The 25,034-nt window shown below is 47.2% G+C and carries 21 protein-coding genes; 6 read left to right on the top strand and 15 right to left on the bottom strand.

Annotation, left to right across the window (positions count from 1 at the left end):
• Positions 1-89 precede the first annotated feature (89 nt).
• The 6 genes from QUB39_RS27250 to QUB39_RS27225 all read right to left on the bottom strand — a co-directional run bounded on the left by QUB39_RS27250 (position 90) and on the right by QUB39_RS27225 (position 5,805).
• Complete coding sequence (locus tag QUB39_RS27250; RefSeq protein WP_333212165.1) at positions 90-1,532, bottom strand: 1-acyl-sn-glycerol-3-phosphate acyltransferase; 1,443 nt, start codon at positions 1,530-1,532, stop codon at positions 90-92.
• 459 nt (positions 1,533-1,991) lie between these two features.
• Positions 1,992-3,998 (bottom strand): ribonuclease R family protein, encoded by a 2,007-nt coding sequence (locus tag QUB39_RS27245; RefSeq protein WP_333057227.1) that lies wholly within the window; start codon positions 3,996-3,998, stop codon positions 1,992-1,994.
• 313 nt (positions 3,999-4,311) lie between these two features.
• Positions 4,312-4,527 (bottom strand): 30S ribosomal protein S18, encoded by a 216-nt coding sequence (rpsR, locus tag QUB39_RS27240; RefSeq protein ID WP_006631377.1) that lies wholly within the window; start codon positions 4,525-4,527, stop codon positions 4,312-4,314.
• Positions 4,528-4,695: 168 nt separating this feature from the next.
• Positions 4,696-4,884 carry a 50S ribosomal protein L33 gene (gene rpmG / locus QUB39_RS27235; protein ID WP_006631376.1) on the bottom strand — a complete coding sequence of 63 codons (189 nt, stop codon included), beginning with the start codon at positions 4,882-4,884 and terminating at the stop codon, positions 4,696-4,698.
• A 38-nt stretch (positions 4,885-4,922) separates the two neighbouring features.
• Positions 4,923-5,456, bottom strand: a complete 534-nt coding sequence (locus QUB39_RS27230; RefSeq protein ID WP_333057226.1) for an RDD family protein — start codon at positions 5,454-5,456, stop codon at positions 4,923-4,925.
• Between the two features lie 106 nt (positions 5,457-5,562).
• Positions 5,563-5,805: a DUF7219 family protein gene (locus tag QUB39_RS27225; protein ID WP_333057225.1), complete on the bottom strand. Its 243-nt coding sequence runs from the start codon at positions 5,803-5,805 to the stop codon at positions 5,563-5,565.
• A 501-nt stretch (positions 5,806-6,306) separates the two neighbouring features.
• On the opposite strand from QUB39_RS27225, the gene QUB39_RS27220 reads away from it, so the two are divergent.
• Positions 6,307-7,041: an SGNH/GDSL hydrolase family protein gene (locus QUB39_RS27220; RefSeq protein WP_333212163.1), complete on the top strand. Its 735-nt coding sequence runs from the start codon at positions 6,307-6,309 to the stop codon at positions 7,039-7,041.
• A gap of 116 nt (positions 7,042-7,157) precedes the next feature.
• On the opposite strand, the gene QUB39_RS27215 is transcribed toward QUB39_RS27220, so the two are convergent.
• The 3 genes from QUB39_RS27215 to QUB39_RS27205 all read right to left on the bottom strand — a co-directional run bounded on the left by QUB39_RS27215 (position 7,158) and on the right by QUB39_RS27205 (position 11,398).
• Positions 7,158-8,057, bottom strand: coding sequence for a DUF4436 family protein (locus QUB39_RS27215; protein WP_333057223.1), 900 nt, complete (start codon positions 8,055-8,057; stop codon positions 7,158-7,160).
• 228 nt (positions 8,058-8,285) lie between these two features.
• Positions 8,286-9,800, bottom strand: a complete 1,515-nt coding sequence (locus QUB39_RS27210; RefSeq protein ID WP_333212162.1) for a carotenoid oxygenase family protein — start codon at positions 9,798-9,800, stop codon at positions 8,286-8,288.
• 143 nt (positions 9,801-9,943) lie between these two features.
• A complete protein-coding gene (locus QUB39_RS27205) occupies positions 9,944-11,398 on the bottom strand; it encodes a folate/biopterin family MFS transporter (RefSeq protein ID WP_333057221.1) in 1,455 nt (484 codons plus the stop codon).
• A 261-nt stretch (positions 11,399-11,659) separates the two neighbouring features.
• Here QUB39_RS27205 and QUB39_RS27200 point away from each other — a divergent pair, with 261 nt between their 5' ends.
• Positions 11,660-12,145 (top strand): cupin domain-containing protein, encoded by a 486-nt coding sequence (locus tag QUB39_RS27200; RefSeq protein ID WP_333212159.1) that lies wholly within the window; start codon positions 11,660-11,662, stop codon positions 12,143-12,145.
• Positions 12,146-12,151: 6 nt separating this feature from the next.
• On the top strand, positions 12,152-12,787 hold the full coding sequence (locus tag QUB39_RS27195) for a class I SAM-dependent methyltransferase (protein WP_333233663.1): 636 nt from the start codon (positions 12,152-12,154) through the stop codon (positions 12,785-12,787).
• 73 nt (positions 12,788-12,860) lie between these two features.
• On the opposite strand, the gene QUB39_RS27190 is transcribed toward QUB39_RS27195, so the two are convergent.
• The 6 genes from QUB39_RS27190 to kdpA form a co-directional block, all read right to left on the bottom strand.
• Entirely contained in the window at positions 12,861-14,099 is a 1,239-nt protein-coding gene (locus tag QUB39_RS27190; RefSeq protein WP_333485202.1) for a sodium:proton antiporter, read from the bottom strand.
• 232 nt (positions 14,100-14,331) lie between these two features.
• Positions 14,332-15,483, bottom strand: a complete 1,152-nt coding sequence (locus QUB39_RS27185; RefSeq protein ID WP_333057217.1) for a universal stress protein — start codon at positions 15,481-15,483, stop codon at positions 14,332-14,334.
• Between the two features lie 133 nt (positions 15,484-15,616).
• Positions 15,617-16,243, bottom strand: a complete 627-nt coding sequence (gene kdpC, locus QUB39_RS27180) for a K(+)-transporting ATPase subunit C (RefSeq protein ID WP_333233662.1) — start codon at positions 16,241-16,243, stop codon at positions 15,617-15,619.
• A 41-nt stretch (positions 16,244-16,284) separates the two neighbouring features.
• Positions 16,285-16,554, bottom strand: a complete 270-nt coding sequence (kdpF, locus tag QUB39_RS27175; protein ID WP_333264105.1) for a K(+)-transporting ATPase subunit F — start codon at positions 16,552-16,554, stop codon at positions 16,285-16,287.
• A gap of 157 nt (positions 16,555-16,711) precedes the next feature.
• Positions 16,712-18,805, bottom strand: coding sequence for a potassium-transporting ATPase subunit KdpB (gene kdpB, locus QUB39_RS27170; protein ID WP_333233661.1), 2,094 nt, complete (start codon positions 18,803-18,805; stop codon positions 16,712-16,714).
• Between the two features lie 78 nt (positions 18,806-18,883).
• On the bottom strand, positions 18,884-20,644 hold the full coding sequence (kdpA, locus tag QUB39_RS27165; RefSeq protein WP_333233660.1) for a potassium-transporting ATPase subunit KdpA: 1,761 nt from the start codon (positions 20,642-20,644) through the stop codon (positions 18,884-18,886).
• Between the two features lie 300 nt (positions 20,645-20,944).
• On the opposite strand from kdpA, the gene QUB39_RS27160 reads away from it, so the two are divergent.
• The 3 genes from QUB39_RS27160 to QUB39_RS27150 all read left to right on the top strand — a co-directional run.
• Positions 20,945-22,045, top strand: a complete 1,101-nt coding sequence (locus QUB39_RS27160) for a HAMP domain-containing sensor histidine kinase (protein WP_333485201.1) — start codon at positions 20,945-20,947, stop codon at positions 22,043-22,045.
• Entirely contained in the window at positions 22,042-22,734 is a 693-nt protein-coding gene (locus QUB39_RS27155) for a response regulator transcription factor (protein ID WP_333057210.1), read from the top strand. Before QUB39_RS27160 ends, QUB39_RS27155 begins: the two co-directional genes overlap by 4 nt.
• Before the next feature lie 202 nt (positions 22,735-22,936).
• A partial coding sequence (locus QUB39_RS27150; RefSeq protein ID WP_333485200.1) for a DUF4347 domain-containing protein occupies positions 22,937-25,034 on the top strand: 2,098 nt, incomplete at its 3' end.

Raw genomic sequence — 25,034 nt, 5'->3', positions numbered from 1 at the left:
GGGTGGAACTACCTCACTATAAAAAGCCTTTGAAAAAAAGGAAAAAGAAGCCTGCGGTCTAACTGTACTCAGTTGACAGTCAGGTTTGTTCACGATTTAATCATTGCTTCTAAAGCTGATTGCAAGTCTTGAGTGAGTTCGGCAACTGCTAACCTGCGGCTGGTTTGATATCCCTCCCAACGATCGCTCACTGATATGGGTTCGCCCACGGTCATTTGTACCTGCTGTTTGCCCAACTTCGGTCTGCCGAAAGGATTTCCCCCTTTGATGCGAGCCAGTACGTCCCACAGCAGTAAAGTTGTTTCTGCCAAACGTTCTGCTGTCAGTTGTTCTGCGACGTACCTGCCCGTGACGGATACGAAACTTTCTACAAGTCTCATGTGCCACATCCGAAGACTTGCTTCCTCAGCGAGGCGATCGGCTAATCCTCTTTCTAAGGGAGAAAGTGCTGCAATATCTTTGATATCTTCTCGATAGATATACTCCCAGCCTGCTTGTTCCAGACGGCGGCAGCGGTCTATTAAACTGCCTTTGGGCTTTAAGTTAAAATATTCTTCGGCTACTTGCAAACCCACGTCTAACAAAGCTTTCAGTCGAGCAATCATTACTTCATTGTCCGAATCATTTGCCGTTATTTTGGGGGGAAATAATGATGTTAAACTAGATGTAGATAACTGTATTTGCTTATGATAAAAACGGCTGTAAAACTCTTCCATTACTGCTAGCAAATGACCGCCAAGTCGAATCAGGCGTAGATATTGGAATTTATGATTTTGGTTTTCGGAATCGGAATTTGCCGTCTCTAAATTAGCGATATCGGTGCGTTCTAAGGGTGGCAGTCCGCAATCAATTTCTAATTGAGTTAAAAGTTTTTCTAGGGGTTGCCAAGGTGGATTGACATAGCGGTATTGAATGCCGATCGGCACAATTAAAACTTTTTCAGTGCGTGCGGCTTTTAGCAAATCTTCAACGCACCAGAAACCCATTTGAGCAATTCCCGGTTCGAGGGGGCTCACTATTTCATTGTGACCGTTGGTAGCGCCTTCTGGGGCGGCGGCGATCGGGAATTGGCTGTTGGCAAATAAATCGCGGGCCGATCGCAATCCGGCGCGATCGATCTTACCGCGAACGATCGGAGTGCCACCGAGTTGGGAATAAAGCCAGCCGACTCCCGCACCGGCCCACAGGGGAATGCCGCGATCGTAGATAAAGTGGGAATGTACCGGGGATTGCAGGGGAATGCCTTTGGCCCGCGCCGCCTGGGGAACGAGTTTCCAAATTAGTTGTCCCAAACAGTAGGGATCGTCTGAGTTGGGGTGGCGGAAGGCTAGCAAGAAGCGAACTTTCTGATTTTGAAATTGGTGGAATAGTTCGGCGAGGGTTTCGACGTTTTCGGCTTGAACGTGGCTGATACTCGTCCGAAATCGCAGCCACCAGGGGAGTATTTGCTTACAACCTTGCATCACTAGGGGGTTGTAGGCTGGGGGTATGAATTCCAGCGGTGGCTGAACTTGGCTAATTGAATTGGGCATTGTGCGATTTTAAATTTTAAATTTTAGATTTTAGATTACTAGGTTGGGGTGAAAACTTCCAATTTTGAGAATGCTGAAGTTTGTTTTATTAACCGCAGAGGACGCAGAGGACACGGAGGAAGAGAGGATATAGCAAAGCGTGTCGTGTCAATTTAATGTCAAAAGTATTACCTGTCTGGGATCGGATATCATGTCGAGTCGATCGACCCCAATATTTTCGTCGGGGCGAGTTTACGGGATTTCTGGCTTATATTACAACTTGGGGGTAAACCCGCCCACACAAGAATTACGATTATTTTACAGGACTAGATATGAACCCATCATCTTTTTTACCCCCCTGCCCTTGACAAAGGGGATGCGAGGAGATGGGAAACTCGACTAAAAAGGTGATTTATCCTCAGTTTCAGCCTTCAACACAGATTTTTGCAATCCCAAATCTAAAATCTAAAATCTAAAATCCTATTGTGCGGCTTCAAATATCATTTCTTGGAAGTTAATGACATCCGATCGCGGATCGCAGTGAGTGACTTTGACTTCAAACCGATCGCCTATTGCCACCGATCGACCAAATCGCATTGCCAATTCTAAACCCAAATCTTCCAATAAAATCAATCCGAGATTGCTGTCTTCCCTCAGCCAGCGAAGCATTAAGGCTTCCCAAACTTCATCGGGGTTGCGCCGCAAATATTCCAATCCCCAATAGCGGTTGGTTTGGCGTTCGACGGTGGATGCTTCTTTAACTGCGGTGCCGAGACACATCACAATGTCCTGTATTTCTTCAGCGGAAAAAGGTAGTGGTTCGCCTCGCAGGTGGGCTTTGATTTGGAAGTGAGTCAGCAAATCGGTATAGCGGCGGATCGGGGAAGTAACTTGAGTGTATAATTCCAAACCCAAGCCTGCGTGGCGTCCGGGGGTGAGGCCCATTTCGCTGCGGGGCATACACCGACGCACGGCGCAAGCGCGGGCGGGGCCTGCAGGCACGGCTAGCAATTCTTCATCGGGAGGGAGTTCGGGCTGTGGCTGATAGCGGTAGGGTATGGGCAGGCTGTGAGCTTGACCGTAGCGGGCGGCTAGTTCGCCGGCTAAAATCATCATTTCGGCGACTAGCATCCGGGCGGTGGAGTCGTCGATGACGTGGATTTTGATGTCGTCGCCGTTGACTTTGATGACGGATTCTGGCATGAAAATGCTGATTGCGCCTTGGGCTTCCCGCCATTTTTGGCGCAGTTTGGCCGCAGAGGCGATCGCTGCTATTTCTGGTTCTGCTTCGATTCCCAACTCCAGCATTTCGTCTACGTCATCGTATGTCAAGCGGTAGGTGGGTTTTATGGTGCTGATGTGGATGCTGTAATCTTGAGCCGCGCCGATTTCGTCTAAGGTGACGCTGAAGCTGAGGGCGCTGCACTCTTTGCCTTGAATTAAACTCATCGGCCCGGTTGCCAAAGCTGGGGGAAACATGGAGATCATTCCCGTGGGCAGGTAAACCGTAGTGGTGCGCTTTCTGGCTTCGAGGTCGAGTTCGTCTCCGGGGGAAAGCAAGCGGGTGGGATCGGCGATGTGTATCCAGATCCGCTGCTGGCCGTTTTCGAGGAATTCTAAGCTGAGGCCGTCGTCGATTTCGGTGGTGCTTTCGTCGTCGATCGTGTAAACCTTGAGGTGAGTTAAATCGAGACGATTTGTGTCCGAGTCGGTTGGGGGATTTTCTAGGCAGCGTTGGGCCACTTCTAATACCTTTGCGGAGAATTGTAGGGGAATTTGGCTTCGCCGCAAAAACAGGTTTTCGTGGGTACTCCAGAGGCCTAGATCGACTAGGAGGCTAAAGGCTGCTTCGGGGTTTTCGGATCGTTGTAAGCTGGCTAAAGTTTCTAAGGCTGGGGTGCGGTGCGTTGCTTCTTCTCCGAGGATGGCAAAGCGTTCTAGGGCGTCGAGGCGAGTTCGATCGCTATTTTCCCAATCTACATTTTCCCCTGCCAGCCGCTGTTTGACTCGATCCCAAAATCCTTGGGATTCTTGGTGTCGCTGCTGTTCTACTTCTTGCTGGTGTTTGATTTCGGCTACTTGGGCTGCCGATCGCGGTTCGTAGCGATCGCCCTTTTGTTTGAAATACAGTTTATCTGTTGACAGCAAACAGTACGCCGCGTAACACTGGGCCGCACTACTCTCAGAAAATAGCAGCATTGCCAGGGATTCGGGATCTGCTGTTTCTCCGTCACCGACTAAAAGTTCCCAAGCGACTTCCAAACTCGACGGATCTGAGTAGGCTTCTACTTCTTTGAGAAATTTGGGAATGTCGGAGGGTTTGTAAGTTTCTCCGACTACTTCGTAGCTGATTTGTTTGGGCGGTATGCTGTGCGGTTGACCGTTTTCGTCTACCACGACCCAGTTTTTCTTGCCGTCGGGGCGATCGGCAACTGCCAGACGGCGGTCGCCGTGCACTCTAAATTCTACTAACGTTCCCTTCTCCACTTGCCAGCTTTATATTTGAGATTTTGGATTTTTACAGTAGCCACTTATCGAGTTTCGAGCTTGCGATTTTAGATTTTGGATGTTGGCAATTTTTCTGGTCAATTGTGAAAGTTAAAATCTAAAAAGTTTTTCTTTATTCTTGCTTTTTTTTTAACTTTTGACTTGTGATTAAGACTTGCGCTGCTGCGACTCTTAATCTTATTTCGCGATTATTTCGCTGCATTCTTGCTGCACTATTAATGACAGAAAGACGTTGTTCTCGCGCAAGTCTTATTCCCAGTCCAAAATCTAAAACCCAAAATCCCAAATCCTGTTAACCTTCTTGGTTTACGAAGGGCATCAAAGCTACAATTCTTGCTCTTTTGATGCTTCTGGTCAGGTCTCGCTGCTGTTTTGCCGTCAAACCGGTAATCCGGCGGGGCAAAATTTTACCGCGTTCTGTGACGTATTTTTTGAGCAAATCTACATCTTTGTAGTCGATCGGGTCTCCTGGTTTGATGGGCGAAACGCGCCGGCGAAAGTAAGTCATGGTTTGTTGTTTGTTGACTGTTGTTTGTTGACTGTTGATTGTGAGTTTTTAGTTATTAGCCGTTAGTTGCTAGCCGTCAGGAAAGCATTGGTTAATTATCTGCTTTTCGCCGATCAATATCAATTGCCAACAACTGATGACTGATGACTAAGGACTAATGACTAATCGCTACTTGATCTCTTTGTGGGCAGTGTGGCTGTTGCAATGGGGGCAGAACTTTTTGAGTTCCAGCCGCGCCGTCGTGTTGCGACGGTTCTTGGTGGTGGTGTACCGAGACACGCCTTTTGAGCGTTTGCTTACGTTTGTACGGCACTCAGTACACTCTAGAGTAATTATGATGCGGACGCCTTTAGCCATAATTCTAAATAAATTTCGACTAATTTAAACACAATTTATTATCTTCTCACATTGCTCTGCACTTGGTCAAGCAATCTTCTAACTTTGATGTCGAGGGAGTAGCCACGGCGGGTTCCAACTACGATCGTCCCGCCGATGCGATCGTGGAAAGCTTGGGGAAACCTTTCGGCGGAGGTGAGGGCTACGCTACAGTCGATCGCCAGGGGCAGCATCAGCAGCAAGACGGCGGCGTTGGTAGATGTGAGTCCACCTATACCTGCGAAGGCTAAGGCCGCGCAAAAGCCCAGCAATGCCTCGCGCTTGCACAGTTTTTGCACTCCGGGAGTCCGTTGGAATCTGGGATCGACAATTTTCATGTCCAATGCCCAGCGCCCGAGACTTTGGCCTTGGTTTTTCCTGACGATGGCTACGCGCATGATCAGCCACAGCAAAACAAAAAATATGATTTGGACGATCGCATTAGTACCCAGAAGCAAACTGGGTAGCCAAACTGCGATTCCGTCGATGCAGAGGGCCGCGGCGCGGCGGCCGACGGATACTTTGGGAAGGAGAGGTACTAAATCGGAACTCATAGGCAAAAAGGTCGATCGCCACTAGCTACTTTTTGATCTTAAGCTCTCGATTAATCGATCGGCATCAATGGCGTGTAACTCAACTTCCAAGCCAAGCGCTAATTATTCAAGCTGAAAATGGATGTTCGCCAATTCCCAACTGCTTTTTCGACTTTTCCACCTGTTCCCAGAGTGTTTGGATCTGAGTAAATGCCTGTTCCACAGAGATTTTACCGTTAGATGTCAAGGAACTGATGTAACCCACTCGCTGAGAAAACTCTTGTAAATTCGCATTAAATACTAAATTCTCTGGCTTTACTTCACCGTAATAACGATTTTGAGGATATAAAAAATTTGAATTTGCTACCATTGCTTTAACCTCGCTTGAAAACCTTTTTTTCTAGTTATCTATATTATAAACCGCGATCCCCTTCTAAAGTTGTGCTGTAAGTAGCAGAAATTATGTGACATTTGGCGAACTTTTTTGTGATGGCAATTACACGGATAGATGAGGGCGACAAAAACCTCAGTATTTTCACCTGTACAACTTACGCAGGCGGGGTCAACAACCAGGTTTATGCCTTAAGGCTTATAACTTCGGATGTTGCGTCCAAACCAGGTTTTTGTTAGTCCAGGACTGAGTTATTGAAAGAAGTGACAAAAACCCCTGAAATGGATAATATTATTGCAGAGATAAATAGTTAGACTTTTAGTAAAAAACTGCGTAGTGTATCCCAATGCGCGTCAAGCGAAGCTATCCCGAAGGGAATCGCCCCGTCCCAAACCCCGGCTGAGGCAAGTTTTAATCAGACTTCCCATCGCCGTAATTGCTGCTGTTATTGCCTTCAACCTTCTTCACTCCTTAATTCCAGTGTTTAAAGAATCTGTATCCCAAGCAACGCCGCCACCAGAAATCCAAAACGTGCTCGCCGGCAATCGCAAAATTGTGATAGTGGGCGACAGCATCACCGAGGGTGGGAAATACCCCGGAGGTTACGTTTGGCTGCTGCAACGCTATCTCAATGCCCTTTATCCCGATCGCCAAATCGAAATCGTCAACGCCGGAATCTCCGGTAACAAGGCGACTGATATGCAAGCGCGCTTCCAGAAAGATGCGATCGACCAAAAGCCAGATTTAGTGATGATTAATGTCGGAGTCAACGACGTTTGGCACGCTTTCTTTGACTTCCAAAACCTGCGATTTTATCCGCAAGGCAAGTTGCCCACGGGAGTGCCACTGGCAGAATATCGGGAGAAAATAACTCAAATGGTGCTGGCGGCAAAAGCCGCAGGAATTCGAGTTGTACTGCTTTCTCCTACTCCTATCGGCGAAATTCTCGACGGCCCAGAAAATCGTAGGTTGCAAGAGTATATTGCCGCGATGCGAGAAATTGCGTTAGAGAATCAGTGCTTGTTTATCGATTTGAATGCGCCTTGTCGGGAAGTTATCGCCACGTATCAAAAGCACGCGGGCAAAACTCTGAATTTGTTGGCTGCAGATGGAGTGCACCCAAATCAATCGGGATATCGAATTATAGCTTTTACTATCTTGCGCGGTTTGGGCGTACCCGCAAAGGATATTGAGAATTTGGAAGTCAAAAATTGAATCTTTGATTTTAGTTAACAGTTGACTTTGGGGTGTTAATTGAAAGTATCAAAGCTACAAGCCCCCTGATTTATGTCGCGGGTGAATTATTCCAATATAACATCTAAAATCTCAAATCATTCAATCGGCGGATGATACCGCTTTAACCAACAACTACCGATAATCACCAACGCCACCACAACTATAATTTCTGTCCAAAAAAACGACAGAAAATCACTGGCAGTTCCCACCGGAGGCACCCCAGGTTGAGCATTGCGAATAGCGGGAAAAGCAAATAGCATTACACCCGTCCAACTCAGCATTCCTACTTCCGGTAACTTACCCGATTTCATCACTTTTAATGCTAGCAAAAGCGCCATAATTGACAGCACCCACATGATCACAATAATCACTAAGGCAAAGAACTTCACCGGGAGCGATCGAGTTGCAGAAACATCGATATAAATAAAGATAGATGAATTCTCTTCCATCGGCTTATAACTGATGTCGAAACCGGGAACATCGGCATGGAAATTAAATTCCAGAGGTACGGGATTCAGTTCAAAGGGAGCAAACTTTTTCCCAATCGAAGGCAGCGGGTCGATCGAAATAGCTACTTTAGCAATGTGGGTGTCAAACGGGTAATTGTTAATTTTCCCTTTGACTAAGTTAAACTTCAATGCAGGGACAATCATCGGTTTGCCTTCTTTAAAGGTAATTTCCGAATCCGGTACATTTGCGCCGTTAACTGTCATTAACAAGTCTTGAGCCGGGTAAGTTGGCCCTTTTTTATAAATACCTTTGAGTTCAAACTGCAAGCGGGCTTCTAATTCGTTTTTAATGGGGTCAACGGCAATTAATGTCATTTTTACCTCAACCAAGCCTTTCGACGCTACAGCGCTTTCTGGAGATGGATTGTAAGGCTCTTGGGCGTTAGCATTGTGAGAGTAAATAGATAAGATAATTGCAAAGATTACGACCAGACTGCAAATTAAAATAAGTATTTTTTTGAGATTAACTTTGTTGATACTTTGCATTTAATAGGGATTTTTATGTGTTAAAATGTTGTTAGTATTTCCCGCAGTCCGCCAGGGGTTTAAACCCCTGGCTCATAGCTAAAGTCGGTTAAAACCGACTGAAGAAACTTGAGCGATAATAAATGTTGGTTTTAGTCCTCTTTTAGAGGACTTTCGCTGTGAGCCGGGGTTTTCAACCCCCGGCGGGCTGTGGCGAGCGGCGCAAGAACCAGGCGAATCAACGCGAAACTACGAACCGATAGGAAGCAGTACATTTGATGTAAAACTGCCGTGCAAGCCGTAGGGAATGTGCTGTTTTAAATGCAAGCGCGCTACAGGGCCTTTGGTAATGTCGCGAGCATCTAAAATCACTAAGGTCGATCGATGATTAGCTGCATCATACATTAAAACCAGCAGCCAGCCGTCATCCTCAGCCGTTGCACCTTCAGGCGAGACGCCTGAACCACGGGGAACAAACACCGGTTCCCCCGCAAAACCACGCGGTGCGGCACTCCAAATTTGCCTTTCACCAGTCACGAAATCAATTTTGAGGATAGCTTGCAAAGGAGCATTTCCCGTGGGAGCATCCGCAGCACCGATATACAGATATCGGTAAGGTTGTCCGACATTCTTGGGATGCAAAGTTGGAAACTCGCAGCACCGAGTTTCAACAACTTGATGCTGTACGGTTTTGTCTTGCAAATTCAACTTAAACCGCCACAATTCGCCCGCTGGAATGCTCTCAAAATCAACCTCGCGAAAATCGCCGTCTGCTTCTACAGTTGGAAATGATTCGTAACAAACTGAATCCACAAAAACTTCGTCTCCTTCTTCCCATGCGTTGCAGTGGTGGAACACAAAACAAGGTTCGGTTTCTAATATCTTCACCTCGTCAGTGCCGTTGCGGGGAATTAAAATTGCTTGCGTTGGCTTGTTTGGCGAAAATTGAATGCACTGGGATGCACTCCGAAATCCTAACAAGAAAAGCAGCGGATTAAATGAGACGGGATTTTGGAAGAATATGCAGTAATTCGGGGTAATTACCATGTCGTGCAGGAAGGCAAAACCCGGTATTGCATGGGCGTGACGCTGCAAAAGTTTGCCGCTTTCGTCGAATTCGTAAATCGTGATGGTACTCGACAAACCGGGCTTGACGGAAAAGTTTACTAATCTGTCTCCTTTGCCATTTTTCCCTTTTTCAATTCTGGGGTGGGCGGCGAAGGCTTCACCGGGTTGTAAAACGCCGTCTAGGGTGTCTAAGCCGAGTGTTTCTAGGGTGCGGGGGTCGAGTCTGTAGGGCTGTGCGGCTTCCCAAAGTGCTAGCAGTTTGTCGCCCCAATAAATGATGTTGGTGTTGGCAATGTTTTTGATTTTGACATCAAAAATGTTGGCCAGCGGGCCCCCTGGCTTTTGTGTGCCGAAAACGCCTCGGTGGAGGATTTTTCCGGCTTTTTGTTCGGCGAGATAGCCTTCTGTGCGGACGAATCGGTTGCGGAAATGGGCGCGGCCTTCGGATATTGCGATCGCACAAACCATCCCGTCGCCGTCAAACGGATGGTGGATGCGCTGGCCGTTGACATCTAATAATCCGGGCCCGTTGCGAAAGAATGTGCCTTGCAAGCCGGGGGGGATTTCGCCTTCTATGTTGTCAATCCAGTAGTCGGATTCGTTGGGTTGGGATTCGTAGCCGCGCTGCCAGTCTGTGCGATCGTATGATAGGTTTTGGGCGGCTGTTTGAGGTGGGGAAAGTTGTAAGTTTTGCATGGGTGTAATAAGCTTTTCTTGATTTAACCGCAGAGAACACAGAGGGCGCAGAGAGAAGGAAATTCGGAGAATGGGGAAACACAGTTAAATTCATCCGTTAAATTCATCCGTGTATCCGTGTCAAAATCTGTGTGTGCCTGCCTTTATTTACTGTCTGCGGTGCGACTTTGTGACCTTACTGTCGGTACTAAGTCGGGAAAGTATTCGGGCATGAAATGCTGTCCGCCTGGTTTGGAACTGCCTGGTTCTGGTTCTAATACGGGAAGAGACTTTTGATTGTTTGGATCGCTGCTTTCTGTACTGTCGGCGGGCAGCCAATTTAAGAAGGGTAGGGGCAGAAGTGTGGACAGGTTTGTGATGACTATTAGCAGCCAGAGGTTATCGAAATTGCGATCGGTAATTCCTAGCAAGTGGGTCAAAAGTGCACCGCCTTCGTGGGACAAAAGTCCTGCTAAATTTGTGATTGACATCAGCAGCGCAAATAAAGTTGCTTCGACGCCGGGGGGACACAATCTGGCGGAGAGTACGAGCACCGGCATATAAGCAATTTGTCCGATTACTGTCAGGATTAGGCTGTCTCCGATGCTGAACCATTGATCGTCAATTCCTAAAGCTCTGTTGGCATGAGTTACTAATAATAAAGTAGTCATGCCTAATGCTGTCGCTATGACGGTTGACCAGCCAAAAATTACTCGAAATGGAACTGTTTTGAGGAAGCGTTGAAACAGCCAAATGCCGGCGAGGGAGGCAATGCTGGTAACGAGGCGCACTCGGCCGAGAAACTCTGGTTGAAAGCCTAATTCATTGGTGGTGAAAAAGAAGAAGGCGGAGTCTGAGCTTGGGGTGGCTTGCCAGAGGAAGAGAAAGGCTGTGGGCAGCCAAATGGTTTTTTGGGTAACAGCTTGCCGTAGTTGTTTGAATTGGTCTTTGACAGTTTCAAAGTCGGTTCTTTTGTCGGTTTTTTCTTCGGCAATTAACCAAGCTGTTGCTGATACAATTAGCGGGAAAGATGCGGTGATTAAAAAGATAGTATGAGTGCTGAAGTGTTGCAGCAGGGAACCGCTGAGGTAGGCGGTAATTAGTCCGCCGAGGGCTGCAGCGCCCCAAGACAAGGATTGCAGGGAACCGGCGTCGGTAACGGATTCTTTTCTGGCCCTTTCGACTACCAGGGAGTCGGCGATTACGTCGCTGACGGCGAGGGATAGGGAACTCAGGGCGATCGCGCCTGTAGCTGCCAGCGGTGTGTGTACAATTGTTGCGAGGCTCACCCATGCTAAGGTTCCCAGCAGCCCGGAGAGGACGATGTAAGGGCGTCTGCGGTAGCCGAATATCGGCAAACCGTCCGACATGAAGCCGAAGACGGGTTTGATAATCCAAGGCAGGGCGACGACGCCCAGCATTGCCGAGACTTCTGCCGGACTCATGCCGAGTTCGTCTTTGAGAAAGAAGCTGACGGCTAAGCGGGCTAGTCCAAGAATGCCTTGGACGAAGTAAATCAGTAAGATGGCTATGAGTTCGGGGGTTGGCTCATTCCCAAAGAATACTTTTTCTTTTAAAGATTCTTTGAGTTTGCTGACGCCGGAGGGGGAAACGAGCATTTGAGCAATATTTCTTAATGAATCTCAATATTTATAACACATTCTTAATGAGTTGGGGGAACTGCCGGAGGTGGGAGGCGAGAGTGGCGGGGATCTGGTAAGTGCTATAAAATTGTATTTATCTTGAATTTAAGCGTGTTTTGTAATAATAAAAACCGAAAAACGAACCGCGAAGGCGCGTTAGGCGAAGCCGCGCGTAAACCCTAGGACGCCAAGCAAGAGAAAGAAGAAAAAACTCACAACTGCGGTCAGCTTTGTTATATGATTATTGACCCTAAAAATGTACCGGAAATTACGGGTTCTAAGTACCCTCAGCAATTCCAATCTGCTGTTGCGGGGAGAGTTAAAAAACGCTTGGGCGATGCTGCCGGATTGCAGAATTTTGGGGTGAATTTGGTGAGACTTGCGCCGGGAAGTTGTTCTGCTCTCAGGCATTGGCACACTCGTCAAGATGAGTTAATCTATGTTCTGGAAGGGGAAGTTACTCTGATTACAAATTCGGGAGAGCAAGTGCTGCAACCGGCTATAGCGGCTGGTTTTCCGGCGGGTGATGCAGACGGGCATCATTTAGTCAACCGCTCGAATGCAGATGTTGTTTATCTGGAAATTGGCGATTCCCTTCGGGATAGCTTCGCTTCACGCACTTCGGGAGATAGTGCCGAATATCCCGATGACGATCTAATTGCCAAAGCTAGCGATAATGGTTGGATTTTTACGCACAAAAACGGCGATATTTATGAGGCTTAAAAAAATATGAGTCAAGTGAATCTTTGGACTTCGGCGGAACACGCTTTATGGTATCTGGCTAAGGCTGATGGTATTCCTCACCGCACTGAAGGTGAAGCGGTTTTGTTGGAGGAAGTGCCGAAAAATGTGAAGCGAATTCTGGATGTGGGCACGGGAGACGGGCGGTTGTTGGGTCTGCTTAAGTGCGATCGACCAAATGTTGAATGTGTGGCGATCGACTTTTCGCCGACAATGCTGGAAAAAGCCAGAATTCGCTTTGCTGATGACCCAAATGTCACGGTAATCGAACACAATTTTGATGAATCGCTACCGGATTTGGGCAAGTTTGATGCGGTTGTTTCTAGTTTTGCGATTCATCACGTAATAGACGATCGCAAACGTTCGCTTTACACCGAGATTTTCGAGCTTTTGGAACCCGGAGGCATTTTTTGCAACTTGGAGCACGTAGCGTCCGCAACTCCGGCTTTACATGAGAGATTTCGAGAGGCGATCGGTATTAGCGATTCGCCAGATGATCCGTCTAATAAATTGCTGGATGTGGAAACGCAATTGCGCTGGTTTAGAGAAATTGGTTTTACCGATGCCGACTGTTATTGGAAGTGGCGGGAACTCGCTTTATTAGTTGGGGTGAAACCTGTTTAGCTGGGGATAAGGACACGGCAGTGCCATGTCCCTACAAATATTGCATAGAATCTGTATGAGTTGCGTGAATTAATTAAATTAAATCAGGTACTTTAGGTTTGATTCGGCGCTCGTACCAGTTCATTAACGGGGTGGAACTAATACCGTGCAAAATCACAGAAAGTACGATCGTTGTAAAGGTAATCCAGGCAATTTTTTCGGCGGTTTCGCCTTTCAAACCGTCACCGAAAGCATAAGTAAGATAATAGATAGAACCGACACCACGAATGCCGAACCAACCGCACAGCAAGCGGCTGGCGGGATGCAAAGGACTGCCGATCGTACTAATCCAAGCTCCCACAGGCCGAATTAAAAAAATTAACAATCCACCTACTAAGAGGGAGTATCCTCCAGAGGCCAACATAGGCTCTAAACGCAAAAGCGAACCTAATAGTAAAATAGTTGCTACTTCCATTAACTTTTCTATGCGCTCGGTAAAGTGCAGTTGGGAAAGCGGCTTTTCTGGGTTTCGGTAACTCCGCTGCACCACAATTCCTGCTACAAAAACTGCGAGAAATCCGTAGCCGTTGACTACTTCTGTGAGGGAATAGGTGAGCAGAATTGTGCTCAGAGCAATGAAATCTTCCATTAATTGATCGGCTGGTCGATAGTGTTGGAGTTGCCGATCGATCCAGGTGACGGCTTTAGCTACTAAAATTCCCATAACGATAGCTGCGCCAATCGCCCAAATCAAGTCAACTGCTACCCACTGCGAAAACCAGTTCGACCAGTTGTTATCTTTTAGCGAATAAATGCCGAAATAAACAAAGGGAAAAGCTAAAGCGTCGTTTAAACCGCCTTCTGATGTTAAACCAAAGCGCAATTCATCGCGATCGTCTATATCAGCTAACTGAACTTCTGAGGCTAAAACTGGATCGGTGGGAGCGAGAATTGCTCCCAGTAAAATCGCCGGGCCCCAATCTAATTTCACAAACCAATGACCGATCGCAGCCACTGCAAAAATCGAAATTGGCATTAAAAAACCGATCAGCCGCGCTGTGGAATTCCAGGCCCAAAGTTGCAGTGGGCGATTCATTTTTAAGCCACAACTGAACAGAGAAACAATAACTACAAATTCTGTAAGTCTTTCTAAAAATTCAGCTTCGGGACGCAAGTCAATCAGCTTGATGCCGTAGGGCCCCAATCCGATACCGACAATTAGATAAATTAAGGCATAAGATACAGGCAATCGCGAAATCCAGCCGGAACCCAAGGTAACGGTAAGCAGGAGGATGCCAATAACTAGCAAGTTGAGAATGTAATCATCCACCATAACGATCGCACTTTTAATCAGATATAGCAAGTGCTATTTTGACAGGTAAAAGCTTCGGGCGCATCCGTCGTCCGCTAGATTCAGCTATCCTCCGAAAGTGGTGTGGGCGGGTTTATATAGATTGTTAGTGGGAATTAGAGATTGTTGGTGAAACCCTCCCTACAAGTATTATGGTTAATTTATCGGCTCTCATCCGACTCATGACTAATGACTAATGACTGAAGACTAATAATTAATTAGAAAGACCACTTTTTTCAGTAGCGATTATGTGCAAATCTACGTGTTTGAGCGATCGCACTAACTGTTGAGTCAAAGAACCCCGCAGCAGCAATTTCCAGCGGGATTGCTGGCTTTCGCCGATCACAATTTGAGTAACGCGATACTGTTTAGCTACTTCGGAAATCGCTTTGGCTATATTAGTGCCGTTTACCCGCAAAAATTTCCCGTTAAATTCTTGACATAGTTTCTCACAAGTTTCAACGTGCAAGCTTTCTGCTTTTGTTAAAAATCGGTCTGGATCGTTGACAAACACAGCATAAAATGGGGCATTCATGTAGCTCGCAATCCTCGCGCCTCGCCGCAGCAATTGCAAGGAGTTCGGATAAGTCGAGATGCACACTAAAACTCGTTCGTGAATGTTGCAAGATTGACCTTTTAAAGTTGCTGCGTCGTCTTCCACAGTGTCTGCGACTTCTCGCAGGGCGAGTTCTCGCAAAGCGATTAAATGACGGCGCTGGAAAAAATTTTCTAAAGATTGTTCAATTTTTTCAGGAGCATAAATCTTGCCTTCTAGCAACCTTTCTTCTAAAGTTTCCGGCGTGACATCGACAACGACTATTTCGTCAGCATCTTCGAGGACGCGATCGGGCACTCGCTCTCGCACTACAACTCCGGTAATTCTAGCTACTAAATCGTTGAGACTTTCTATGTGCTGAATGTTAAGGGTAGAGAAAACATCAATTCCAGCCTTGAGAATTTCTTCCACATCTTGATATCGTTTTTCTCGCAGAGAACCGGGAATGTTTGTATGAGCGAGTTCGTCTATTAATGCTAATTGAGGACGGCGTGCTATGACAGATTCTGTATCCATTTCGGTGAGCATTTTTTCGCCGCGTAGCATTTGTTTTTTGGACACTATTTCCAATGCTTCTGCTTTAGCTGCTGTCTCTTTCCTGCCGTGAGTTTCTAACAGTCCAATTACCACATCAATGCCTTCAGATTTGAGCGTGTGTCCTTCTTCCAGCATTCGGAACGTTTTGCCGACACCGGGGGCCATGCCGATAAATATTTTGTGCTTTCCCCGGCGGGAGGTGCGATCGTAAGTGCGGTTAGGTTGGGCATAAACCGCGTCTGGATTGTTAGTAAGTTCGCTAGAGTGAATCATAGCTGAGTTGTCAGTTGTTCTTTGTTCGTTGTTCGTTGTTAGTCACATTTGTAGGTTGGGTTGAACGAAGTGAAACCCAACTCCAACTTGAACTGAAGTGTTGGGTTTCGTTCCTCAACCCAACCTACGTATATTATAAACGGTCGAGAGCCAAATTCAGTTGGAGGACGTTAACTCCCGGTTCACCGAAAATGCCAATAAATCTGCCCTCTGTATTTTTAGCTACCAACATTTCTACTTGATTGAGATTGAGCGATCGCACCGTTGCTATCCGCTGAATTTGCGATCGAGCTGCCTCTACGCTAATGTGCGGATCGAGGCTAGAACCGGAAGTATAGACTAAATCAGCAGTTGGTTTGATACCAGCTTTGTTGAGGCGATCTAATTCAACTTGCACCCCCTGAAAACCATCTTTCTCATTACCTCGTTTCAGCAAATCAGAGTTACTGGGGGCAAGGTTGCTCGCTCCCGAAACACCCGTTCTTTGACTAACATTTTCTCCCTTTGTCGGATCGTAATTTTCTGTCGCAAAGCTGCTGTAATTGGTGGTGCTGGGACGACCCCAAAAATATCTTTCTGAGGAGAAAGGCTGACCGATTAAAGCAGAGCCAACTACAACTCCTTGGTTGGTAATTAAGCTGCCGTTTGCCTGGGAGTTGAAGGCAATTTGGCCGATTACTAGCAAGATTAAAGGGTAAATAATGGCTGTAATTCCCCACAAAACCAGGGTAAGGCGAATGGCTCTAATTATTTCTCTCATAAATTACCTCGATCGGTTATTTGCTAATGGTTAATTATTGACTAAAATCTTTCCGGCTGAAAGATGACTACGAACAAGTAAATAGAAAGGGCGATAATCACCAAACCTAGGAGACTTAAACCCCAGACAGCTTTTCGGGTCAAATCTTCGCCCGCTGCAGCGTAGACAGCGGGGGCAAATATAGCATTGAAACACATTACTAGAAATAGCTGCACCGGGATTGGGTGGCGCTGCCAAAGCCTTTGAGCTAACTCAATAATTTCTTGGAAATCTCTGGGAAAAATATCATTCAGCAAATCATTCCGTTTCATAAATTCTCCTTATTTTGGGAATAAATATCTGTCTTTCTATTGGATGATTTTTGTGGGAAAATCGAGGCATAGCCTCTGGATATGCGTTCCCAGGCAGAGCCTGGGAACGAGATTAATCCGTGTATCCGTGTCAAAATCCTTGTCATGCTTTCCCGATCTATGCTAGCCCAACGGCGGTAATCAAAACATCAATAACTTTGATGGCGATAAACGGCGCGACTGCTCCGCCCAATCCGTAGATTAAAATATTCCGCTGCAACAGTTGATTTGCAGTCAAAGGTCTAAACTTTACACCAGTTAATGCTAGGGGAATCAAAGCTGGAATAATCAAAGCATTGTAAACTAATGCTGACAAAACCGCAGATTGACCGCTGGCTAAACCCATGACGTTTAATGCGCCTACGGGGGAAAAAATGGCGGGAATAATTGCAAAATATTTTGCGATATCGTTGGCTAGGGAAAATGTGGTCAGCGCGCCGCGAGTAATCAGCAATTGTTTGCCAATTGTAACTAAATCAATGAGTTTGGTGGGGTCAGAATCTAAGTCCACCATGTTTGCAGCTTCCTTCGCGGCTTGGGTTCCAGAATTCATCGCCAAGCCTACGTTTGCTTGTGCTAGTGCGGGTGCGTCGTTGGTTCCGTCTCCCGTCATTGCGACTAATTTACCCTCGGCTTGTTGCTTGCGAATTACGTCGATTTTGTCTTCGGGAGTTGCTTCGGCAATGAAGTCGTCAACGCCTGCTTCATCGGCAATTACTGATGCTGTAATCCGGTTATCTCCGGTGAGCATAATGGTACGAATTCCCATTTTTCGCAGTTGGTCAAATCGATCGCGAATTCCCGGTTTAATCACATCTTTTAAATAGATAATGCCGTAGGTGTCGCTGCCTTGACAAACGCCTAAAGGCGTGCCTCCAAGCCGGGAAACTCGCTCGTAAGCTGCATCGAGATCGGGGCCGATATTGCCGCCGCGCGATCGCACAAAACCCTTCACCGCATCCACCGCACCCTTGCGAACCTCCGTCCTGTCGGGCAAATCCGTGCCAGACATCCGCGTTTTTGCGGAAAAATCAAGCCCTGTGGCGTTGGTGCGATCGAAATTCACCGTTGCGCCCAATTTTTCGGCCAAACGGACGATCGACTTTCCCTCTGGAGTATCGTCAAACACACTCGCAGCAAGGGCTACACTCGCAACATCCTCCAGCGAGTGACCGTTTACCGGAATGAACTCCTCGGCTAAACGGTTCCCCAGCGTGATCGTCCCCGTTTTGTCCAAAATCAGCGTATTCACGTCGCCGCAAGCCTCCACGGCGCGTCCAGAGGTCGCTATCACGTTAAACTGAGCGACGCGATCCATGCCCGCAATGCCGATCGCGCTCAGCAAACCGCCGATCGTTGTTGGAATCAGCGCCACCAGCAGCGAAATCAGCGTCACCACGCCCACAGGGGTTTTCACGTAATTTCCCACGGGCGGAATCGTCGAAACCACAATCAAAAACACCAGCGTTAGCACCGCCAGCAGCACCGTCAGCGCGATCTCGTTCGGCGTTTTCGACCTTTCAGCGCCCTCTACCAGCGCGATCATCCTGTCCAAAAATCCCTTACCGGGGTCGGCCATCACCCGCAGCGTCAATTCGTCGGAAAGGATGCGCGTACCGCCGGTGACGGAACTGGCGATGTCCGAACCCGGTTCCTTGAGCACCGGCGCGGATTCGCCAGTGATCGCAGATTCGTCTACAGATGCGACGCCTGCAATCACTTCGCCGTCGGCGGGAATGACATCGCCTGCGATCACTTTAATTTGGTCGCCCCGTCTCAGGGATGTCGAACTAACTTCTTGAATTGAACCGTCTGGTAGGAGTTTGCGGGCTGTTGTGTCGGCTTTGGTCGATCGCAGTGCGTCTGCTTGCGCTTTCCCCCGCCCTTCTGCTATCGCTTCGGCAAAATTAGCAAATACCAAGGTGAAGAACAAAATAAACGTGACTAAACCGTTGAAAACTCTCTGATTTTCGCCGGGAACCGGGCCGAACAGCGTCGGGTCGATCGTTAATAATGCAGTCACAATTGTGCCAACCCACACCACAAACATCACCGGATTTTTTAGCATTACCCGTGGGTTTAGCTTGACAAAAGCTTGTTTAAAAGCTCTTTGATAAAGGCCTTTTGTATTTGCTTTTGGCGTGTGCTTGCGAGACTCGCGAGAGCCTCTAGCAGGTTTTTTTGGGGAATCAGGGGTATGGGATGAGGTCATGTCGATTTGGGATTTTTAATGAACCACAGAGAACACAGAGAACGCAGAGAGAGAGAATAGTGAGGTTGAGAATTTTCGCTATTGAGATGGAGGAGTTGGTGTTGCTAAAGGTGTTGTGGGTACAGTTATCGATGCTGGTTCAAATTTGCCGCTGCTAATTTCATATCCTTCGGCAATTGGCCCTAAAGCTAGAACTGGGAAAAATGTCAGCGCGCCCAGAATTATAATTACTCCTGCGGTGACGCTGGTGAATAAAACTGAATCGGTTCTGAGAGTGCCGGTTGTTTCGGGAACCAGTTGTTTGTTCGTCATGCTGTCGGCTAAAAGTAGCAGGGCAATAATTGGAACGTAGCGCCCCAATAGCAGGCTGAAACAGGTGCTTAAATTCCACCAAAGTCCGGTAGGTGCGGGTTGAGAGTCGGCCAATCCTTCTAAGCCAGAACCGTTGTTGGCTGCCGCCGAAGCGTATTCGTACATCACCTGGGAAATGCCGTGAAATCCGGGGTTGCTGATGCCGCTCAAACTGTCGGTAAATGCGAGAGAAATGGCACCGGGGATTAAAACTGCGATCGGGTGAATTAACAAAACAACGCTGGCTAAAACAATTTCCCGTTTTTCAATTTTGCGTCCCAAAAACTCCGGCGTTCTCCCCACCATCAAGCCCGTGAGAAACACGCTCAAAATTGAGTAGATAAATAAGTAAGCAGTTCCCGTTCCTTGTCCGCCCCAAACGATTTGCAGAAACAAATTAAACAGAGTGGCAAAACCACCGGGAGGCATTAAAGAATCGTGCATTCCGTTGACAGCGCCGCACATTGTGCCAGTGGTAGTCACCGCCCACAGTGCAGTTTCTGCCCAGCCAAACCTAACTTCTTTGCCTTCTAAATTTGGTTGCTGCGAACCCAGTAAATTATTAATTTGAGGGTTGCCGCCGTACTCGCCAAATGCTGCAATGCCAATCAAAATTACATAGATGGCAAACACCATCCAAAAAATCAGCCATCCCTGCTTTTTGTTGTTGGCAAATCTGCCGTAGGTGTGAATCATAGCTGCTGGTATAGAAAGCATTGCTAGTGTTTCCAGCAGGTTGGTAAAAGGATTGGGATTTTCAAAAGGATGAGCCGAGTTAATGGCAAAAAATCCGCCGCCATTTTCTCCCAGTTGTTTGATGCTTTCAAAGTGAGCTACTGGGCCGCGAGCAATTATTTGCGTGCCGCCTTCTAAGGTACGGGCAACGGCCGGCCCTGCGAGGGTTTCCGGCACTCCTGAAATTAGCAAAAGTAAGGCAATTATTAAAGAAAGGGGTAGCAGAATCCGGGTGATTGATTGAATTAAATCGATGTAAAAGTTGCCCAAGGGACGGCCGGTCAAGCCCCGGATAAAGGCAATCCCTACTGCTAAACCGGTAGCTGCTGAGGTAAACATTAAAAATCCCAGGGTTAACTGGGACAAATAAGTAAATGTTGTCTCGCCGGAGTAATGCTGTTGGTCGGTATTTGTGAGGAATGAAATAGTTGTGTGCAGCGCAGTATCCCAGGTTGGGGCAGTTAAGCCGGTGGCATTTAAAGGCAGCACTCCTTGAAGCATGAAAATTAGGAAAACAAATATGCCCATTGCTGCATTGCTGTACAGTAGCGATCGCGCATATTGCCAACCTGTCATCGAATCTATAGACCGGATATTGCTGGCTTTATAGATGAGTTTTTCTAGGGGTTTAATAGCGGGGTCGAGAATGGTTGGTTCTCCCATGTACACCCGCGCCATGTAATTACCAAAAATAGGGGCGATCGCTACTACAATGATTAGCGTTAATGCGATTTGAATTAATCCTTCAAGCATAACTGAGCCAATACTTCCTTAAAAGTGCAATCTGCTTTTAAAAATCAATATACTTGCCGTTAGGATTTTTGATAATCAGCCCGCAGGTATAAGTTGCTGTTTAGCCGTTATACTTAGCTGCTATATATTTTCACTGACTGACAAATGTTTAAATATTTAGCAGTATCTATACTTGCAGATATAGATGTTATCTAAACGCTTGTTTTTGCGTCACTGTAGACAAATTTTAGCGAATAAAAACCCTAGGGATAAGGCAGAGAGTAGAGTGTAAATATAAAATATAAAATGGATGGATAAGGGATGTTAAACAGCTTATTAAAAATCACAGACAACCTGGCAATTCAAGAGAAGTATTTGCGGGGGAGGTGGTCGATCGCTCTTTTATTTGCGATCGTTGTAGTGCTGGAATTTACTACGCCGTCGGAGTATCTGTTTGGGTATTTGTACACAGGGCCGATTTTACTGGCAAATTCGCGCTTGAGTCGGTTGGGTAAGTTGCAAATTACGCTGCTATCAGCAGCTTTGATGCTGTTAAATTTGTTTGTTCCTCCTGGAGAAACGATCGCCCTAGCGACAGTTGCAAATAGATCGATCGCAGTCATGGCTTTAGGGGTGACTGGATATTTGAGCGATCGCAACCAGCAGTACCAAGAGACGATCGCGATCGCTAAAGCTGAGTTGCAGTCGCAGCAGCAGCTAGCAAGCATCCGAGAAGATTTTGTCTCTACTTTGAGTCACGACTTAAAAACGCCGATGCTGGGGGCGATAGAAACAATTAAAGCTTTTGGGTCAGCAAAATTTGGGAATGTCACCGCCAGTCAGCAAAAAGTTCTCGAAACAATGGCGCGATCGCACAAAATGTCTCTACAATTAGTAGAAACGCTGCTGGATGTTTACCGCAACGATGCCGAAGGTTTAAAACTGCAACTTGCGGCCGTAAATTTAGTAGCTTTGGCAGAAGAAGTAATCGCAACACTCATCCATTTGTCGGCGGCGCGCCGAGTTTACATTAGTATGAGTTACGGAGAGTCAGATTTCCGTCGCTCTTTGTGGGTAAATGGCGATGCGGTTCAACTCCAGCGCGTTTTTGTTAATTTGCTAACAAACGGAATTAACCATTCTCCTCGCGGTGGCAAGGTAGAAATAATCATGGAATCTTATTCGAGTTTTCAGGTGGTGAAAGTTATCGATAGCGGGTTGGGAATTACTGCCGATGAACTGCCCCACTTGTTCGAGCGTTTTTATCAAGGACACAGCGATCGGCAAGCCAAAGGTTCGGGATTAGGATTATACTTATCTCGCCAAATTATTGACGCCCACGGCGGTATAATTTGGGCAGAAAATAAATTGCCACACGGTGCTTTATTTGGATTCCGACTCCCTGCTATCCCACAGAAATGAAACCAGCTTATCCGTTGCGAATTCTCCTAGTTGAAGACGACGAACTGTTTCGGTTGGGGCTGCAAACGCGGTTGCAACAAGAAAGTTGCTTGCAAGTAATTGCCGAGGCTGAAGATGGCGAAACCGCAGTAGAATTGACTCAGGAACACTTGCCAGATGTGGTAGTTCTCGATGTCGGTTTGCCTGGAATTGGCGGTATTGAAGCGTGCCGCCAAATTAAACAGCGACATCCAGCAATTCCCGTTTTAATCTTAACATCTCATTCCCAAAAATCCTTAATTGAAAGATTGATTAGTGCGGGTGCTCAGGGATATTGCCTCAAGGGAATTGCGGCGGAAACTTTGGTTTTAGCAATTCGATCGGTAGCGGCGGGTGCTTCGTGGTGGGATCAGGCGGCAACTGCGGAAATTCGGGCAGTTTTTGCTAATCCTGAACCTGTGAAAATTGGGTCAAAATCAGAAGTTTTGGAGAATCCGCTGACGAAGCGAGAACAGGAAATCTTGGCTTTAGTTGCGGGGGGGAAAAGCAATCAGGAAATTGCACAAATATTGTACATTGCTCCGGGGACTGTGCGGGTTCACGTCCACGCGATTTTGCAAAAGTTAGAAGTGCGCGATCGCACTCAAGCTGCTGTACTCGCAATTCAGAAAGGATTGGTAGCAGAAGAACTTTTGGCGATCGAACCCTAAAAAAGCGAGTTGTGTACTGGAATTGTCGGTTTTTTAAAGGAATTATTGGCTAAATCCGCCCCTATCAAAAGGCTTCTGTTGCAGGTTCATGGGAAATTAGTATTCGTCTTGATTGTTAATTTTACTCATGACATTAAATTTGTGAATTTGCTAAGGTAGACAGGCCTTAATTTTCCTACCGTCATCTAACCAAAGGTGTATTATGCCAAATTTTATCAGTTCAGTTTTTAGTTCGATCGCCTTTATCGACTCTGCCCTTCCCGACAGCCAAACTCTCCACAACGGCATCGCAGCGGGGACAGAAGTTATTACCTTGGATGCGGCGCGGGATGGAGTAGAACAAATTACTGAGGCACTAGCGAATCGCAGCAATATTAAAAGTATTCATATCATCTCCCACGGCCGCCCCGCGAGTTTACTGCTAGGCGCGATCGATCTAAACTTGACAAATTTAAAAACTTATGCTAAGCAATTGCAGCGTTGGTCGCGATCGCTGGGAGACAGTGGAGAGATTTTGCTGTACGGGTGCGATGTAGCGGCGGGGGAAAAGGGCGCTAACTTTGTGCAGCAACTGAGTCAGCTAACCAAGGCAAAAATTGCTGCTTCTCGATCGCCGATCGGCAGTTCGGCTAAGGGCGGAGATTGGGAATTAGATTATACAACAGGAGCGGTGTCCTCTGGGCTGGCGATCGGGCCAACAACAAGAGCCACTTATCAATTTGCCTTCGGCGTCACCCTCTACGACGGCAGCAGTAACTTTCCAGCCGGATCGCCCGTCGGTATCGGGGCATCGGGCACTACTCAATTAGGTTACGGACAAGTACCTCTTCCCATACCTATTTTTTTCCCATTCGGTGGTGGTATCCTAGCTACAGGTGCGTTCTCGCCAAACACTGGCATTAATACTGCGAGCGTGACGGCGGCTAATAACACTACAGGCTATGCAGGCTACACCAACTACAGATACACTCCCGCAACTCCGACCCCGACACCAGCAACATTTACTCCAGTCAGCGCAACTTTTCCCGCACTTGACCGCACCAACGGTTACAGCGTTTCTTTTCGAGTTGCAGTCACCGCTGAAAACAGTATTAGTAACGATCGGGCCGGTTTCAGCATCATCGCCATTAGCAGCGACGCTCAAAATGGCATTGAACTGGGTTTCACCAAGGGGAACTTTCCCCCCAACGGAGGTATATTTGCTCAAACCGGTGGTACACCAACATCAGCTCCCACCTTTACTCGCGGGGAAAATGCACCTTTACCTTTTAACATCAACACTGCTACCGACTACAAACTCGTAGTTCAAGGCAACACTTACACCCTGTTTGCCGGCCCAACAGCAATACCAGGCCTGACAAATCAACCGCTACGCAACTACACGGCATTTAATCCAGCAACCAGCCAGCCGCGTTTACCCTACAATCCCTACAGCCAGCCAAACTTCCTATTTTTCGGGGACGCCACGGATCAAGCAAGTGCCGCTTTTACTCTCGGCACCATCTCGGTTAATAATTTCCCGGTGGCCGTCGATGACGGCAGCTACAGCGTCGTGCACGACAAAGTTCTCAGCGTCTCTGGGGCGGGAGTCTTAAGCAACGACACCGACGCCAACAGCGGCGACGCGCGTAGTGCCGTGGTAGTTACAACCGCGAGCAACGGTACAGTCAAGTTAAATCTCACCGGCGACTTCACTTATACTCCGAAAGCTGGCTTTGTAGGCACTGATACCTTCACCTATAATGTTAGCGACGGCACAGATTCATCTGTCCAACCAGCAACAGTTACGATTAACGTTACAAATAATAATCTCCCGTTTGCAGTAATTGACAATTACAAAACCCTTCACGGTCAAGTCCTGAACGTGGCTGTTGGTGAGGGAGTTTTAGCCAACGACATCGACTTGGATGGTGATTTGCGGACGGCAACTCTAGTCACAAATCCCAAGAATGGCACTCTCGGATTGAATAAGGATGGTTCGTTTACTTATACTCCCAATCCAGGATTCTTTGGACCTGATAGTTTTACTTACACTGTCAGCGATGGGGCTGCTACTTCACCAGCAATTTCGGCAAATATCAATGTCATAAACAATCCGCCGAACGTACAAATTGACAATTACAAAACCCTGCACGATCAAGTCCTGAACGTGCCTGTGGCTGAGGGAGTTTTAGCCAACGATAGCGACTTAGACAAGGATTTGCGGACGGCAACTCTAGTCACAAATCCCAACAATGGCACTCTCGGATTTAATAAGGATGGTTCGTTTACTTATACTCCGAACCCTGGATTTTTTGGAC

Source organism: Microcoleus sp. AT8-B5, from assembly GCF_036705565.1.
In the GTDB taxonomy this organism is placed as follows: Bacteria; Cyanobacteriota; Cyanobacteriia; order Cyanobacteriales; family Microcoleaceae; genus Microcoleus.
This window is presented reverse-complemented; position numbering and strand designations above follow the sequence as displayed.